Source organism: [Phormidium] sp. LEGE 05292 (assembly GCF_015207735.1).
In the GTDB taxonomy this organism is placed as follows: Bacteria; Cyanobacteriota; Cyanobacteriia; order Cyanobacteriales; family Aerosakkonemataceae; genus Floridanema.
In genome coordinates this window covers 1-16,210 of record NZ_JADEWG010000010.1, presented here as the reverse complement: position 1 = coordinate 16,210, position 16,210 = coordinate 1, and the positions used below count along the sequence as shown (strand labels likewise).

The 16,210-nt window shown below is 39.1% G+C and carries 13 protein-coding genes and 1 riboswitch; of the genes, 10 read left to right on the top strand and 3 right to left on the bottom strand.

The features are described 5' to 3' along the window. Positions 1-41 precede the first annotated feature (41 nt). Positions 42-710 (top strand): response regulator transcription factor, encoded by a 669-nt coding sequence (locus tag IQ264_RS04905; protein WP_193979188.1) that lies wholly within the window; start codon positions 42-44, stop codon positions 708-710. A 759-nt stretch (positions 711-1,469) separates the two neighbouring features. On the opposite strand, the gene IQ264_RS04900 is transcribed toward IQ264_RS04905, so the two are convergent. Next, complete coding sequence (locus tag IQ264_RS04900; RefSeq protein ID WP_193979186.1) at positions 1,470-1,727, bottom strand: DUF1830 domain-containing protein; 258 nt, start codon at positions 1,725-1,727, stop codon at positions 1,470-1,472. A 252-nt stretch (positions 1,728-1,979) separates the two neighbouring features. Then, a riboswitch (cyclic di-AMP (ydaO/yuaA leader) is annotated at positions 1,980-2,134 on the top strand. 85 nt (positions 2,135-2,219) lie between these two features. Between IQ264_RS04900 and ntrB the strand changes: the two genes are divergently transcribed. From ntrB to IQ264_RS04875, 5 genes are all read left to right on the top strand, one after another. Further along, a complete protein-coding gene (gene ntrB, locus IQ264_RS04895) occupies positions 2,220-3,068 on the top strand; it encodes a nitrate ABC transporter permease (RefSeq protein WP_193979184.1) in 849 nt (282 codons plus the stop codon). Positions 3,069-3,203: 135 nt separating this feature from the next. Next, entirely contained in the window at positions 3,204-4,634 is a 1,431-nt protein-coding gene (locus tag IQ264_RS04890) for an ABC transporter substrate-binding protein (RefSeq protein ID WP_193979182.1), read from the top strand. A 36-nt stretch (positions 4,635-4,670) separates the two neighbouring features. Next, positions 4,671-5,510: an ABC transporter ATP-binding protein gene (locus IQ264_RS04885; protein ID WP_193979179.1), complete on the top strand. Its 840-nt coding sequence runs from the start codon at positions 4,671-4,673 to the stop codon at positions 5,508-5,510. Positions 5,511-5,536: 26 nt separating this feature from the next. Then, positions 5,537-6,262: a universal stress protein gene (locus tag IQ264_RS04880; RefSeq protein WP_322744598.1), complete on the top strand. Its 726-nt coding sequence runs from the start codon at positions 5,537-5,539 to the stop codon at positions 6,260-6,262. A 206-nt stretch (positions 6,263-6,468) separates the two neighbouring features. Further along, positions 6,469-7,806: an ArsB/NhaD family transporter gene (locus IQ264_RS04875; protein ID WP_193979177.1), complete on the top strand. Its 1,338-nt coding sequence runs from the start codon at positions 6,469-6,471 to the stop codon at positions 7,804-7,806. Here the strand turns inward: IQ264_RS04875 and IQ264_RS04870 are convergent. Further along, positions 7,787-8,023, bottom strand: a complete 237-nt coding sequence (locus IQ264_RS04870) for a hypothetical protein (protein ID WP_193979175.1) — start codon at positions 8,021-8,023, stop codon at positions 7,787-7,789. The genes IQ264_RS04875 and IQ264_RS04870 overlap by 20 nt on opposite strands. A 243-nt stretch (positions 8,024-8,266) precedes the next feature. Next, positions 8,267-8,470, bottom strand: coding sequence for a chlorophyll a/b-binding protein (locus IQ264_RS04865; protein ID WP_073592958.1), 204 nt, complete (start codon positions 8,468-8,470; stop codon positions 8,267-8,269). 387 nt (positions 8,471-8,857) lie between these two features. Between IQ264_RS04865 and IQ264_RS04860 the strand changes: the two genes are divergently transcribed. The 4 genes from IQ264_RS04860 (at position 8,858) to IQ264_RS04845 (ending at position 16,136) form a co-directional block, all read left to right on the top strand. Beyond that, positions 8,858-12,010: an MFS transporter gene (locus tag IQ264_RS04860; RefSeq protein WP_193979173.1), complete on the top strand. Its 3,153-nt coding sequence runs from the start codon at positions 8,858-8,860 to the stop codon at positions 12,008-12,010. Between the two features lie 565 nt (positions 12,011-12,575). Continuing rightward, positions 12,576-14,525, top strand: coding sequence for an ATP-binding protein (locus IQ264_RS04855; RefSeq protein ID WP_228061297.1), 1,950 nt, complete (start codon positions 12,576-12,578; stop codon positions 14,523-14,525). Between the two features lie 285 nt (positions 14,526-14,810). Continuing rightward, the gene (locus tag IQ264_RS04850; RefSeq protein ID WP_193979171.1) at positions 14,811-15,983 is read left to right on the top strand and encodes a PAS domain S-box protein; all 1,173 of its coding nucleotides are present in this window, start codon (positions 14,811-14,813) and stop codon (positions 15,981-15,983) included. A 9-nt stretch (positions 15,984-15,992) separates the two neighbouring features. Next, a complete protein-coding gene (locus IQ264_RS04845; RefSeq protein ID WP_193979169.1) occupies positions 15,993-16,136 on the top strand; it encodes a hypothetical protein in 144 nt (47 codons plus the stop codon). Positions 16,137-16,210: the final 74 nt, after the last annotated feature.

Genomic DNA, 16,210 nt, shown 5'->3' with positions numbered 1-16,210 from the left:
GGAGGAGGCGGCGCTGAAAAAATTGGGGTTGGCTGAAAATTATGAATAGAATTCTCATCGCTGAAGACGAACCGCGAATAGCATCTTTTTTAGAGAAAGGTTTAAAGGCTAATGGCTTTACTACTGTAATAGTAGATGATGGGCAAGCCGTAACCAGGATGGCTGATAGTAAAGATTTCGATTTGTTAATTCTGGACTTGGCGTTACCAGGGAAAGATGGTTTAGAAGTTTTGCAAGAGTTGCGGGGAAGAGGGGAAACTCTTCCGGTAATTATTCTGACGGCGCGTGATGATGTTGCTGATAAGGTGGCGGGGTTAGAAGGTGGTGCGGATGATTATGTGACTAAACCGTTTCGGTTTGAGGAGTTGTTGGCGAGAGTGCGTGTTAGGTTGCGCGATCGCACCACTTTTGCCAAAAAAGATGATTTAATACTACAAGTAGCAGATATTTTACTAGATTTGCGATCGCGTAAGGTGTCTGTAGGCGATCGTCAAGTTGAATTATCCGCCCGTGAATTTATCTTGGCAGAAACTTTCTTACGTCATCCCGGACAAGTTTTAAGTCGAGAACAACTGCTAAGTAGCGTTTGGGGATACGATTATGACCCAAATTCTAATATTGTCGATGTTTATGTCGGTTATCTTCGCAAAAAATTAGGCAGCGACAAAATTGAAACGGTTAGGGGGATGGGGTATCGCTTCTCTAGTTGAATTTTTAGCATAATTTACGCAGGTTGCACGACCTTAAGGTGCCTCAGAGCTATAATCTTTAAATTAAGCTAATTTTTAGCTATTCTGATGCACCCTACAAATTTATCTCTACGAATGGTTTGGTTTGTCTGGTTATAAATTCATGAGAACTTTCTCATGTAGTTCTCATACATATCTTAAAAACGAACTGCACAATTAAATATGATAGCGAATCAGAGAGGGCTACTCTGAGACGTAAAGCTATCATTCATACCAAAAGAATCAGCATTGCTGATGACGGCTATAGCAAAATATCGAACCGTAAATGCGGACTTCGGTGTTGCTTATGTAATCTTAAGTTTGACCATGAAGAAATAAATGCAAGCGTACATGGACAAATCACTAGTTTACTAGTACTCCACCAAAATGTTTTCAGCCGTTAACAAGTAACAGGGTTATAACCCTGTTTTTTTGTTGTTTACTCTTTTTATTCGAGAAGTATACGACTAAAGTTGCTACTACAAACAATCCCGATCGTGCTTGATTTGTTGAGGTGTGAGTTTACCAATAGACATCTCCAGAAATTAAAGTTGCGTTGTCTGAAACCTTTGTAGAGACGTTGCATACAACGTCTCTACATTCTTTGTTGGAGATGTCTAATGATTGCGATCGCTGCTTTTGTTAACCGCTTTGCTCCGCCCAACTAACTGATTCAATCAATAAAAAAAGGGAATTTGTAATTATTTCATCTCAATTCCCATTTTTTACTTAAAAAACTTCCTAGTTTCTAACGCTTAAGCTAGCACAAGGAATAGTATCAAATAAAATTTCCTTTCCCTTACTGCCAGTGTAAATTTCTAGCTGGGCTTTTGGTTCCCCGACAAATAATAATTGCTCGCTAGGAAAAACTATACGCTCTAACTTAGAGGTTGGGTTATTCTCAATGCGAATAATTTGGATTTCTGTACTAGAATTGGTATAAAAGCACAAAAGTTCTTCGACTGTATTTGCTAACGATGCTTCACAAATTTCTATCATATTTTTTGGCAAAAAAAGGTGAAAACGAGTATTAAATGTCATCATAGCCAAATTAACAACTCAACTGAGAGCTTAGAATCTAGCTAAGGACAGAGGTCAATATTGCATTAAACAGTAAACAGGCATACAATCCGGGAAAATATAAACTTTCTTAATTTTAATCATCCAGCTTTAGAATCATTGTTTTTGTTTTATTTAATACCAAAAGTAGGCTTGCATTCTATCAACTAGAATGCTAGAATTCGATTGATTTGAGTAAGTCAGCCTAATCTAAGGCTAGTAAGCCTAGAGCGGAGGAACCAAATTTTGGGGCGCATTTCTGTCAATTTTGTGAGGAGATAGACAGAGAAGGATAACTCTCATTCCTAGCCCGTCAGCTAACTTCGTAGGCAACGAGAGGAGACTGAAGAGTTAGAAATTTTTTTATTTTTCTGAACTCATCAGTGTTCTTGGCTGGTACTGCTCAGTAACTTTGTACCCGCTTGTGACACTATGGCTATAAATTTAAATCTGTCTGCGATCGCAATCGCTGGACAGGCAGCTTGGCGACGCGCCAAACCGATCGTCCTTCGGGATGTGGTTTTACTGCCTGCACTGGGGTTTCTCGGAATCATCATTTTGTGGTGGGTTGTGGCACTTTTGAACCATGAATTAATGCCTACCCCAGCCGAAGCATTTGTGGCGAATTTAGATTACATACTCAATCCCTTTTATCAGCGTGGCCCTGGAAATTTGGGGATTGGTTGGTTATTATTGGCAAGTTTAAAAAGAGTATTGTGGGGATTTTTATTAGGTGCAGTAGTGGCAATTCCTTTAGGTTTTCTAATTGGAATGTCTAAGCCTGCAATGTTAGCCCTCAATCCGCTCATTCAAATTTTTAAACCCGTATCGCCTTTAGCTTGGCTGCCAATTGCCTTAGCTATTTTTAACTTGGCAGACCCATCAGCGATTTTTGTGATTTTTATCACCTCATTGTGGCCGACAATTATTAACACAGCTTTGGGAGTTTCTAGCGTTTCTAAAGATTATCTTGATGTAGCAAGAGTGCTAGAAATGAATCGTTGGCGACGAATTACCAAAATTATTTTGCCTGCAAGTTTACCCTACATTTTTACTGGATTGCGAATCAGTTTAGGGATAGCTTGGCTGGTAATTGTAGCAGTGGAAATGCTCACAGGTGGGATTGGGATTGGCTTTTTTGTCTGGGATGAATGGAGTCGATTAAACCTCAGTTCTGTGTTTCTCGCAGTATTAGTAATTGGTGTAACAGGACTACTCCTAGATTTCGCTTTAGGTAAAATTCAGGAATTAGTTACACATCGTCCTAGAACTGCAAATTAGTCATTGGTCATTGGTTATCAGATCTTGGAGCAAGGGAGGTTCTACCTCCCAGATCTCGTTCCCTGGTTGAACCTGGAAACGAAAAACCGAGGCTCTGTCTCAGTAGTAAAAATAAATCATCGGTGGAGTTAAGGTATGAGTAACACCGAAAAATCTTCATGGACTCGCAGAGATTTTCTGTTAGGAATGGGTGCAAGTGCGGCGGGAATGGCGCTGTCTTCCTGTGGAATTTCAGGCGATCGATCTGCGAAAGGATTAACCGAAGAAGCGTTAGCAGTTCAACCTGTTGTAGATCCCAGAACATTAGAAAAACAAAATATTACCGTTGGGTACGTTCCTGTAAATGATTGTGCGCCATTTGCGATCGCATGGAAAAAAGGTTTCTTTCGCAAATATGGTTTAAACGTCACACTTAACCGCGAAGCTAGTTGGGCAACTTCTCGCGACGGAGTTATTTTTGGCAGACTCGACGCTTCACCCGTTGTCTCTGGCGCGGTTACTAATGCCAGAATTGGTGCAGAAGGCGCACGCCACGCCCCACTTTGCGCCGCCATGACAATTCATCGTCACGGTAATGCCATGACAATGAATCGATCAATGTGGGATTTTGGCTTACGTCCTTGGCAGGATTATAACGGGGATTTAGAAGCATTTGGACGAGATTTTCGCAAATATTTCGACAGTCAAACTGCCGAAAATAAAGTTTGGGCTGTGGTGTTAAGTTCTGCCATTTACGAATACTTTGTTCGCTATTTATCCGCAGCTGCGGGAGTAAATCCTTTAGCAGAATTTCGGATTATTATTGTGCCGCCACCGCAAATGGTGACTAATGTGAGAATTGGCGCAATGCAAGCTTACATGGTAGCGGAACCTTGGAATACTAGAGCAATTAAAGGTAACGAAGGAGTAGGTTTTACTTTCGCTCAAGGTCGGGAAATTTGGCAAGGACATCCCGATCGCCTTTTAGGGGTAATGGAATCTTTTATCACTAATTACCCAAAGACATATCGATCGCTGGTAAAAGCAATGATTGAAGCTTGCCAATATTGCAGTAAACCAGAAAATCGCCAAGAAGTTGCCGAGTTAATTACAGACCGATCTTTTACAGGAGCAAAACCGAAAAAAGGCCCGATCGATAAATTTACCAGACCCGCAATTGTTGGTAATTATAACTACGGCGGCTTTGATGAAAAAGAGCGAATTGTCAACTCAGAAGATACAACTATTTTCTTCGATTTACCTGCTAATCTTGCCCGAATTCCCGGAGATCATTCAACCTTTTTGTGGCAATCAGAAAGTATTTGGTTAATGACTCAAGCCGCACGTTGGGCACAAATCAAAGAGTTTCCCAAAAACGCCGAACAATTAGCTCGTAAAGGTTGGAGAACTGACCTCTATCGGGAGATAGCAACAGAAATGGGGATTCAATGTCCCCAGGAAGATTACAAGGTTGAGCCTGCCGCTGTATTTATAGACAATAAAGAATTCAACCCCAGCGATCCGGTTGGTTATCTCAATAGTTTTGAGATTCGAGCTAACAGTCCAACTAACATTTTCTTGTCTTAGCTTTTGTAAAATTCAAATTAACTTCAGGAGCATTCAATGGTTAAGTCTAACTCAGTCTACAACAATGCTTACGAGCCCTCCTTATCCAAACCTGGATTTTTAGAAATTAGCAATTTAGTTAAGTCTTACCCCACTCCTGATAGCGGTGAATTTGTAGTCCTTAATGGGGTAGATTTGACAGTCGGAGAAGATGAATTTATCTCTGTAATTGGACACTCTGGTTGTGGCAAATCAACGTTACTAAAAATAGTTGCAGGCTTGGAAAGAGCAACTTCGGGAACGGTGCGAATGGAAGGGAGAGAAATTCGCAAACCTGGAAGCGATCGCATGATGATTTTTCAACATTATGGGCTATTACCTTGGCTAACTGTACGGGAAAATATTCGTTTAGCAGTAGATGAAATCCTGAAAGATGCAAAAAGGTCTGAAAAGATTAGCATCGTCAACGAACATCTCGCAATGGTCAATTTAACTGCCGCAGCAGATAAATATCCTGATGAAATTTCTGGAGGAATGAAACAGAGAGTTGGTATTGCAAGAGCTTTAGCTATTCGCCCAAAAATGTTGCTGATGGATGAACCTTTTGGAGCCCTTGACGCTCTAACTAAGAGTAAGTTACAAAAGCAGGTACTTGATATCTGGGAAAGCCGCAAACAAGCAGTAATGATGATTACTCATGATGTGGATGAAGCGATCTATATGTCCGATCGCATCGTTTTGATGACTAATGGCCCCGCTGCTACAATAGGAGAGGTTTTGGAGGTACCATTTCCCCACCCACGTAATCGACAAGAAATCCGCGAAACTAAGGAATATTTTGAACTGCGAAATCACGCCTTAAATTTTTTGGATCGTTATTTCACTCAAGACGAGTAACAAATTCATTACGAGAGGTAAAGCTGGTGAATATCAAACCAATGTTAGTCCGCTTTCAAAGCGCAGTTGGTCGAGATGATTTGGTTGAGCAAATGATATTGCTGCCAGGGAGAAAATCTTCCGTTTCACCAACAACTAAATCAGATAATTCCTTAACTTTTGTTGTTGGTTATAACGGTTCTCCCAGCAGTCATACAGCTTTAGATATTACTCTGTTGATGGCTCATCAAACTAGTTTGGCGACAAACAAACAAGTGAGTGTACAAATTGTCTATGTCATTGATAATGAGGGAAACAGTAAGTTAAAACATTTTCCTAGTAATTACAAAACTTCTAGTAATTATTGGGAATTTTCTACAGCATCAGTATTAAAATCAGTCACCACTGAGTTAGCTAAACCAACAATTCAGGCTTTGGCGACTAGCGATCGCCAAATAACCACAAAATCAACCACAAAATTAACCACACAATCTCGCCCTATCCCAACCACTTGTTCCCGAACTTCTATATTTGAGAAAGCCGACCAAATTTTATGGCAAGCACGTTACTTAGTAGAAGAATGGGGAGATGATTTCATCGCGCATTTACGTATTGGTTGTGTAGCAGAAGAATTAACAAAAGTGGTGGAATCTGAAGCAGCAGATTTACTATTTTTAGGTTGTCACTCCGCAAAGCATTCCCTTGTGCATAAACTCGGTGCTAAATTTTCTTGCCCTGTGCTAGGAATTCCCGATTCTATTACTGAACAATAACTAAATTTCTTTACAATTGGAGTCAATTCAAAATTCATCATAACTTACACAATGGTAGGGTGCGTCAGATACTAAAATCCTCAATAATTGCCCTATAACTTTATCTGACAAACCCTACACTATAAGTCATTATCCACCTTTACACAGGTGGTTTTTTTCTGTACTATTCAAGCAACCAAATATCTCACTTCAGACAGAGGTAATTTATGGAAAGCTGGCAAGCTATAGTTGCCACAGCAACATTTGTTAGTGTAATTTTATTAGTCATGACTGAGTGGATACACTTAACAATTGCTGCCTTTTTAGGTGCATTGCTCCTAGTTTTACTGAATGTCATGACTTTAACAGAAGCCATTGGATATATTAGTCAAAGTCACGGTACTTTAGGTTTATTCTTTGGAGTCATGGTATTAGTAAGAGCCTTTGAACCCACAAAAGTTTTTGATTACTTAGCGACTCAAATAGTCCTGTTAGCTAAAGGGAGAGGAAATCGTTTGTTACTGGGTATTGTGGCTATTACTACTCCTATTTGTGCCTTTTTACCAAACGCCACAACAGTAATGTTGCTAGCACCTTTAGTGCCGCCAATGGCAGAGGAAGTTGGAGTCGATTTTGTCCCTTTATTAATTTTAATGGTGTTCATTGCTAATAGTGCGGGATTATTAACTATTGTTGGCGATCCAGCAACTTTTATAGTTGGTGATGCGGTAAATATTAGCTTTACAGATTACCTAACGCGCTTAAGTTTAGGGGGTGTCATTGCAGTACTTACAGTAGTAGCTACCCTACCGTTTTTATTCCGCAAAATTTGGCAAAAAAAGTTAGATAATTTAGAACAATTACCACACCCACAAATTAATCACCCCGGCGTTTTAGCAGTGGGAAGTTTGATTATTGCATTTGTATTAATATTTTTCGTAGTTGGAGAAACTTTACCAGTCCCCCTTTCTCCAGCTACAGTTGCCTTGTTGGGTGCAGCTTTAGCTTTACTACTTTCTCATCATAGCAAGATAGATACAGTCAATAACATCTTGCGAGATGTAGATTGGAGTACTTTGATATTTTTTATGTGCATATTTGTCTTAATAGGAGGATTGGAAAAAACGGGTGTTGTGAGCAGTTTATCAGGAGTATTAGCAGTAGTTTTAGGCAAAAATATTGCGCTAGGCTCAATTGTTATCCTATTTTTAGTCGGTCTACTTTCTAGCGTTGTGCCTAACATTCCTTTAGTAGTAGCAATGGTACCATTACTTAAACAATATGTAGTTAATGTAGGTTTAGCTGCGCCTGAAGTACTTTCACAAAATTTTACTGGACAATTTCCCGCCGAAGTTTTGCCGTTATTTTATGCGATGATGTTCGGCGCAACTTTAGGAGGAAATGGTACTTTAGTTGGGGCTTCTTCTAATATTGTCGCTGCGGGAATTTCGGAATTACATGGTCGCCGCATATCTTTTAAAAGGTTTTTGCATTATGGCATTCCTGTGATGATGTTACAGTTAATTGTTGCGGCTTTATATGTAATTATCCGCTTTTTGATTTAGAGGTAAATATCCCAGCGTCTTGAATATCTTTAGGGTTAACATCAGGAGGGAAAATAAATAGTTCTTTTCCTTGTTTTTTGGCTTTGCGATGAATGGCGATCGCATCCACTAATTGATGAAACATAATTGGAACCCATTGCCCTGTATAATAGTAGACAACTACCCTACTTTTGGCATACTCCTTTGTTGGTAATAAATTGTATCCAGGAAATTCCACTTTACAAATACCTCAATTTACGCGCCTCCTCTATAACAATTGTTATTTCTCAGCAGCTTTAAGAAAACTATCAATAGCGATATATCTTGCAGAAGATATTATTAATCAGTATTCTCAGAGTGCAACTAAAAAAGGGTAAATACTTCATAAAAAACTGACGACTTGCTTAATTTAGTCGTCAGTAAAAGAGAGGAGGTTAGATTTTAATGAGTCTAAGAAAACAGGACACGCTGTAAATGTAAGTTAGTATCCGATAAAGTGGAGTACATCACGCAGTACACTATATCCGGCTAAATCCCAAAGTAAGTATGCTAAAAAGCCAATCATAGCTAAACGACCATTCCACAGTTCAGCTTGAGGATTCCAGCCAAATAAGAAAGCATTACGGTCTTTACCGTTGTATGCGGTAGCTACGGGTGGTAAATCAGTAGGAGTGCGAGTTTCCATGCTTAACAGTCCTTAACAATTGCCTAACACCCTCATAGTAGCTACCGCAAAATAGTGAGTAGTCTGTCTTTGGACACAGAGATTAGACTATCTCAGGGTCGATCTTAAAGAGTTATTTCTTATTAAAAAGTCTATCTATAGAAAGTGAGAAAATATAAAGTTTACTACCCAGTATTTTAATTTACAGTTTTATTGATTAAAGATTAAGCAATTTATCACTATATTCACTTCAGATATAAAATTTCAGACCTGGGAGAGATGATTTTGATACTCGTATTCAGCGAATCTAAGCGATATGGCATTAGTTTTTGCTAAAGTATAAAGCTTTTAGCTGTGTCACCTTAAATGCAGTGTAATAGCTTTCATGAGAAGAGGTAAATACTATCTATGATTGAAATTTTGAATATGCACCAGGGATTAAATAAGCTGCCATTTTGGTTGGCTCAAATAGAAGTACCAGTTACACCTACGACACCAGTAGTTGCTCCAGAAAGAGCAGCATTGGTATTTTCTGGGCCACAATTTTTTGCGGCTTTAATTTCTGGGGTATTAATTGCTTTTGCTTTTCAATTTCTATTAACCAACTTCGGCATAGCTTATTTATTAGGTCGGGAAACAGATTCAAATTCCGATCGTAATGATGAGTCTGATAGTTTGGGAACTACAGTTAAAAAAATTAGTTGGTGGCTGGGATTAGCTACATTAATAACTGTTAGTTTAGCAGTGCTAGGGGCTACTTACTTAGCAGTTAAATTAAGCTTAGTGACAAGTCCTGTTCTAGGTGCAATTATTGGCTTAACAATTTGGGGAGCTTACTTATTATTATTAGTTTGGGCTAGTTCTAATGCAGTAGGTTCTTTAATTGGTTCAGTAATTAATACTGCTGCTTCTGGTTTTCAATCGATCGTCGGTACTGCTGCTGCTGCTTTAGGTGCAAAAGCGACTTCTAATCAAATAGTTTCTACCGCAGAAGCCGCTGCTGCTGCTGTTGGCAGACAAATTGGAAGTGCGATCGATCCAATCACCATAAGAGAAAACCTAGAAGATTATTTGCAAACTTTACGTCCGCCAGAATTAGATGTATCAAAACTAAGACGGGAATTTGAAAATGTACTCAACGATCCGCAATTAGCTGCTGTTGCAGGTAGTGAAGGATTAAGCAAAATTAACCGTCAAACTTTTGTCGATTTGGTAGGAAATAATACTGCACTTTCTAAGCGAGATGTTAATCGGATTGTCGATACATTAGAAGATTCTTGGAAGCAAGCAGTTAATAGATTAACACCTCAGCGTGACGTAATGGGTGAATTAATCAATTATCTGAAATCTGCTCAAACTAAAGAATTGCGATCGCCAGAGTTAAATGCCAAACTTGACACATTAATCGAAGAAATGCGTCAACAGAAGCAAAGTACTCAAGAACAAACCGAAAAAACTCCCGGTTTCATGCAGCAAGCAGTCCAATATGGCATGAACACCGCAATGGGAGTATTATTAGGCAGAACTGACCTTTCCGATTTGGATATTGAAGCAATTTTGGATCGCTTGAAGAAAGCTAAAGATCAAGTTGCTAGTGGCGCAAGTCAAATTAGTTCTCAGATACAAGATAAAGTTCCCGGACTTCCTCCCAGTACGCCTAATACTATTAGGTTGGATGTGGAAAATTACCTGTTAAATTCCTATCCTTGGCACTTAAATCGGGAAACAATCAACCACGAATTTAGATCCCTAATTTATGACCCCGAAGCCGATCCAAGTGCAGTGCGTCGCCAATTAGAAAGATTAAGTCGATCGGACTTCCTGAATTTGCTGCAACAAAGAGATGATATTACTCCAGTTCGCAGAAATGAAATTGCCGAGCAATTAGAAGCAATTCGTCTGGAAGTTCTTAGCCAAGTGCAAACAGCGGAAGGAACAGAACAAAATCAAGATGTTCGTACCAGAGTCGAAAATTATCTGCGAAATACTGGGAAAGAAGAGTTAAACCCAGAAGGAATTAAGCGCGATTTCCGCACTTTAATTGACGATCCACAAGCGGGATACGATCAATTGCGCGATCGCCTTTCTCACTTCGATCGCGATACTTTTGTGCAACTCCTCAGTCAGCGACCAGATATCAGTCAAGAGGAAGCAGAAAGAATCGTTAGTGATTTAGAAAATACCCGCAATGGTGTACTTTCTCAAGCACAAAAAGTTCAAGATCAAGCGAAAGCGCAAGTTGAAGCATTGTGGCTGAATTTAGAATCTTACTTGCGGAATACTGGTAAGGAAGAATTAAATCCTGACTCGATCAAACGCGAGTTAACTATTCTATTAAGTAATCCCAATGCTGCATTACCTTTAATTCGTGCTAGATTGTCACGATTCGATCGCGATACGCTGGTAAAATTGCTCAGTCAACGTGAAGATTTGAGCGAAGAACAAGCAAATCAAATTATCGATCAAGTGCAGTCTATTTGGAGTGGTGTAACTCATGCACCGCAAATCGCAGTAGATAAAACTAAAGAACAATACGATCGCGTTACAAATGCGATCTCTGATTATCTGCGAAATACTGGCAAAGAAGAACTCAATCCAGAAGGAATTAGAAGGGATTTTGCCACACTATTTGCTAATCCTAAAGAAGGGTCGATCGCACTGCGCGAAAGATTATCTCAAGTCGATCGAGATACTTTAGTAAAATTGCTCAGTCAACGTAAAGATTTGAGCGAAGAACAAGTAAATCAAGTTATCGATCAAATCCAAGATAATATTCGCAGCATTGTTAGAGCACCGCGTCGATTAGCACAAAGAACTCAAGCCAGAATCGAAGATTTCCAATCTACTTTAGAAGATTACTTACGGAATACTGGCAAAGATGCTTTAAATCCCGAAGGTATCAAGCGAGATTTATCTTTGTTGCTGCACGATCCGCGCACCGGAATGGATAGTTTAGGCGATCGCATTTCCCGGATCGATCGCGACACCTTAATTAAATTGATGTCGCAACGTTCCGATATTTCCGAAGCAGAAGCTACCAGAATCGTCGATCAAATTATCTCCGTTCGCGATCAGTTTGTCGAACAAGTGCGGAGTATTCAACGCCGCATTCAAGATGTGATTGATGGCATTTTTGCTCGGATTCGCAACTATTTAAACTCGCTCGATCGACCAGAACTCAACTACGATGGAATCAAGCGTGATGTGCGTAAATTATTTGACGATCCGCAAGCAGGATTTGATGCCATACGCGATCGACTAGGACACTTTAACCGCGATACCGCAGTCGCCATCATGAGTTCCCGCGAAGACATCAGCGAAGCCGATGCTAACCGCATTATCGACCAAATTGAAGGCGCACGTAACGCCGTCCTGCAACGCGCCGAACGCATCCAACTAGAAGCACAACGCCGCGTCGAAGACGTAAAACGACAAGCAGCCAAAAGCGCCGAAGAAACTCGCAAAGCCGCCCGAAACGCCGCTTGGTGGCTATTCGGTACCGCCTTTGTTTCCGCCATTTGCGCCGCCGTAGCTGGCTTCCTCGCCGTTCCCAGTCTGTAACAAAGGAGCTCCAAGAGCAGAGGAGAGAATTTAAGCAATTTTCTCCTCTTTAGCAAAAAACCAATTTCAATGTAGAACAACTTATCTAGATGCCTCTCTTTTGGAGAGGCTTTTTTACAGCAGCTATGCAGTCGTAAGTAGTTCTAATCATGGGATATCCTTACATGATTTATTGCGAGTTTTTTATTACCTATAAAATTAAATTTCTTAACTTATTTCTTGAAGAATAAATGCTTTTCTACCTTTTGATAGATGATTAGCTGATGTATTAAATTTACAGTTACAGCTTTTTGTGTTTAAGCAGTGAAACACTGAATTTTTAATGTGTCTGATATTACATATAAACTAACTACCTACAATTAATTTCATATTAAATCCGGGAGATTTTCCGAGAAATTAGGAAAATATTTAGAGAATTACTAGCGATCTAAAGTACTACTTTTATTGAAAGTCAAATAGATTTAAGTCACAACCTATTAGTGAGCCAGATCACACAATTTTGGTATAGAGAAATCAATAATTGTTTTAAATTGTTTTCAGGATTAAGTAGAAATTCGGGTGTATTATGGTAATAAAGCTGCATCATAGCTATTGGGAAGATGACAGTTATCAGGTAATGCAACCGAAAGAATTAGAATTGTGCCAAACAATTAATAGTCAAACTGCGGAAAACGTTAACCTGGAATATACAAACCCTATTCATTGGCACCAGCAGATGACAGAAGTGATTGATGATGAAACAATGGTGTCTGTTTTCCCGTCTACAAATATTTTAGTTAAGCAAAAAGGAATGCTGCTTCCTCAGTCCACTTTAGAAGAATTACAGCTATACACCTCTCTGATTGAGTGGAATTCTCCTGTTGGGGAAGCAGTGAAGATGTTTAAAGCCAATCCTATACTTCCGGGAATAGTTATTACTCACGACCATAAGTTTGTGGGAATAATTTCCCGACGGATATTTTTTGAATATATGAGTCGTCCTCATAGTTGGCAGTTATTTTCTAAACTACCCATTAACTCTATTTACCAGTTAACTAAACAAGAAACTATAATTTTATCGATTCATACTCAAATTGTAGAGGCTGCTAAACAGTGTTTACAACGATCGCCAGAATCACTTTACGAACCTATTGCTGTGGAAAATCAACAAGGCGAATATCAAATATTAGATGTACATCATTTAATGACAGCACAATCAGAAATTCATGAATCATTAACAACCGCACTTGTGCAAGCTGAAATTAAATATCGTTGTATTTTTGAAAATGCTCTTGATGGGATTTTTCAAACCACACCAAATGGAAAATATATTAGTGTTAATCCTGCCTTAGCACGTATCTATGGCTACAACTCCCCAGAAGAAGTGATTAACAGTATCACTAATATTGCTACACAAGTTTATGTTGAGCCTAATCGTCGTACTGAATTTGTGAGTGCTATAGAAAAAAGAGGGTCTATATCACAGTTTGAATCACTAGTATATCGCCGAGATCATAGTATTATTTGGGTTTCAGAAAATGCCCGTGCAGTCTATGACAATGATGGCAGTTTACTTTATTACGAAGGTACAGTTGAAGACATTACAGAACGCAAACAAGCTGAAGCAGCTTTGCGTCACTCAGAAGGCAAACTGAGGAAACAAGCAACGGAATTAGCAGCAACTTTGCATCAACTTAAACAAACCCAATCGCAACTAATTCAAACGGAAAAAATGTCTACTTTGGGGCAATTGTTAGCAGGCGTAGCACATGAAATTAACAACCCAGTCACCTCTATTTCTAATAATTTACCTCACCTGATTCAATATGTGAAAGATTTACTAGAATTATTAGCTATTTACGAGCAAACTTTGGGCGAAGAAACACCAGAAATTATTGCCAAAAAAGCCGAAATAGAATTCGATTACATCCAGGAAGATTTACCACAAATTATGTCAGCAATGACAGCTGGCTCCGAACGAATTCGGGAAATTGCTTTGAGTTTACGCAATTTCTCTCGCATGGATGAAGGGAAAAAGAAATTTGCGGATATTCACAAAGGAATTGATAGTAGTCTGTTAATTTTACATCATCGGTTGAAAGCAAAAGGCGATCGACCAGAAATTCAAGTCATTAAAAATTATAGTACATTACCCCAAGTGAAATGTGCCTTGGGGCAACTTAGCCAAGTATTTATCAATTTATTAGGTAACTCCATTGATGCCTTAGAACAAAGAATCAAAGAAAACGATCCAGATCTCCCAGCCCCAACAATTCGCATTTGTACAGAAGCTGTCGATAAAAACTGGGTAAGAATTCGCATTGCGGATAATGGGCAAGGCATATCTGAAGAAAGTTTGTGCCAATTGTTTGAACCATTTTATACCACTAAACCTTTAGGCAAAGGCACAGGTTTGGGATTATCTATTAGTAAGCAAATTATTACGGAAAAACATGGGGGAAAAATAGAATGTCATTCTAAATTAGGCCAAGGCGCAGAGTTTTTAATTGAGCTTCCCCTCAGCCAAGCTGAATAATTTGCTCAGTACAACACTAACATAGACTATTTACTATATAAATAATAAGAGTAAGTGAATAGTTAAAAAAACCTTAAAATAAATGGGAACTTAGCAAAAGTAAACATTTAAAAATTTAGTGATAAACGGCTGTATAGTCCACCAATAGAGCATTTGAGACTATTTAATTCTTTTTTTTTTTTTTTAAATAGACTTGCCAGTACATCTGCCATTAGCTAGTTTTAAATAAAAAAAATACTCTTTATAATCTTGCCTAAGATCGCATCCATTAAATTAACAGAAATTATGAACGTTGATATTTTCACCAGGCAAGTAGAAACAGTCAATAGCAGATTACATCAACTTTTCCGAGATGCAGGCATTAGTTCATCACAATCACAGATGCTAGCCCAAGCCTTAAAGGAACTGGGAGTGATTTCTGAAGAATTACAAGTAGCTGTAGATGAACTGATGATTCAAAATGAAGAACTTGCTAGCACAAGGCTGAAGATAGAAGCAGAACGGCAGAGGTATGAAAATTTGTTTGATTTCACACCCGATGCTCAGTTAGTCACTGATGTTGGGGGAACGATTCAAGAAGCTAATCGTGCAGCTTGCAACTTTTTTAATGTGCCACAGAGGTTTTTACTAGGTAAACCTTTAATAGTTTTCGTTGTCGAATCAGACCGTTTGAAATTTCGTAGCGAACTTAACAAATTACAAAATCAAGACCGGATTCAAGAAATAGAAGTTAGCATCCAGCCGCGTCACGGAGAAATATTTGAGGTAGCTTTCCGGTTAGCACCTTTATTTGATTGTCAAGGTAATTTAATCGAATTGCGTTGGTTGTTGCGGGATATTTCCCAAGAAAAGCGATCGCATAACAATGTACTAGGCAATGATTGTGATTTCAATCTGGAACGCCGTTCCTTTGCTTATAACAGAGGAGAAATTATTCCTCTATCTAAAGACATAATTTGGTTAGTTTCTGAAGGATTAGTCAAACTAACCACAATCACCGAAAATGGCGAAGAAGTACTCATAGGATTTGCCGGAAAAGAAATGGTTTTTGGTTCCACTCTTACCTCATTACAAACTTACCAAGCAACTGCTTTATCCAGCAGAGTAGAGTTAGTCTCTATTTGCTTATCAGATATTACTATTTATCCCAACCTAAGCCAAAGTTTGTTTCCTAAAATCAGCCAAAGACTGAAACAAACAGAAGCAATGTTAGCAATTTCTGGTCAAAAATTAGTCAAAGACAGATTGCGTAATCTTTTACGACTTTTACAACAAGAATTTGGTGAACCTGTAGCCGAAGGAACGCGCTTAAGTGTGCGTTTAATCCATGAAGATTTAGCAAGTGCTTGCTGCACCACCAGAGTTACTGTCACCCGCTTACTCAGTATGTTGCAGCAACAAGGAGAAATCACTTTTGATTCTAAATCCCATATCATAATTAAGCATCCCAAATTTTAGTACAAAGTTTTGAGTTGGGAAAGGCAGAAGGCAGAAGGCACAAGAGAAGAAAGGCAGAAGGCACAAGACAGAAGGCAGAAGGCAGAAGGCAGAAGAGAAAAAAGGCAGAAGGCAGAAGGCAGAAGGCAGAAGGCAGAAGGGAAGAAAGATTAAAAGTTTATTTTCTTCTTGTCCCCTTGTCCCCTTGTCTCCTTGTCTCCTTGTCCCCTTGTCCCCTTGTCCCCTTG

Excerpts from the sequence above, each read along its gene's own strand:
- IQ264_RS04875 (WP_193979177.1), top strand. The coding sequence starts at position 6,469 with ATGGAAAGCTGGCAAGCTATAGTTGCCACAGCAACATTTGTTAGTGTA.
- IQ264_RS04890 (WP_193979182.1), top strand. The coding sequence starts at position 3,204 with ATGAGTAACACCGAAAAATCTTCATGGACTCGCAGAGATTTTCTGTTA.
- IQ264_RS04865 (WP_073592958.1), bottom strand. The coding sequence starts at position 8,470 with ATGGAAACTCGCACTCCTACTGATTTACCACCCGTAGCTACCGCATAC.
- IQ264_RS04855 (WP_228061297.1), top strand. The coding sequence starts at position 12,576 with ATGGTAATAAAGCTGCATCATAGCTATTGGGAAGATGACAGTTATCAG.
- IQ264_RS04905 (WP_193979188.1), top strand. The coding sequence starts at position 42 with ATGAATAGAATTCTCATCGCTGAAGACGAACCGCGAATAGCATCTTTT.
- IQ264_RS04860 (WP_193979173.1), top strand. The coding sequence starts at position 8,858 with ATGATTGAAATTTTGAATATGCACCAGGGATTAAATAAGCTGCCATTT.
- IQ264_RS04885 (WP_193979179.1), top strand. The coding sequence starts at position 4,671 with ATGGTTAAGTCTAACTCAGTCTACAACAATGCTTACGAGCCCTCCTTA.
- ntrB (WP_193979184.1), top strand. The coding sequence starts at position 2,220 with ATGGCTATAAATTTAAATCTGTCTGCGATCGCAATCGCTGGACAGGCA.
- IQ264_RS04900 (WP_193979186.1), bottom strand. The coding sequence starts at position 1,727 with ATGATAGAAATTTGTGAAGCATCGTTAGCAAATACAGTCGAAGAACTT.
- IQ264_RS04850 (WP_193979171.1), top strand. The coding sequence starts at position 14,811 with ATGAACGTTGATATTTTCACCAGGCAAGTAGAAACAGTCAATAGCAGA.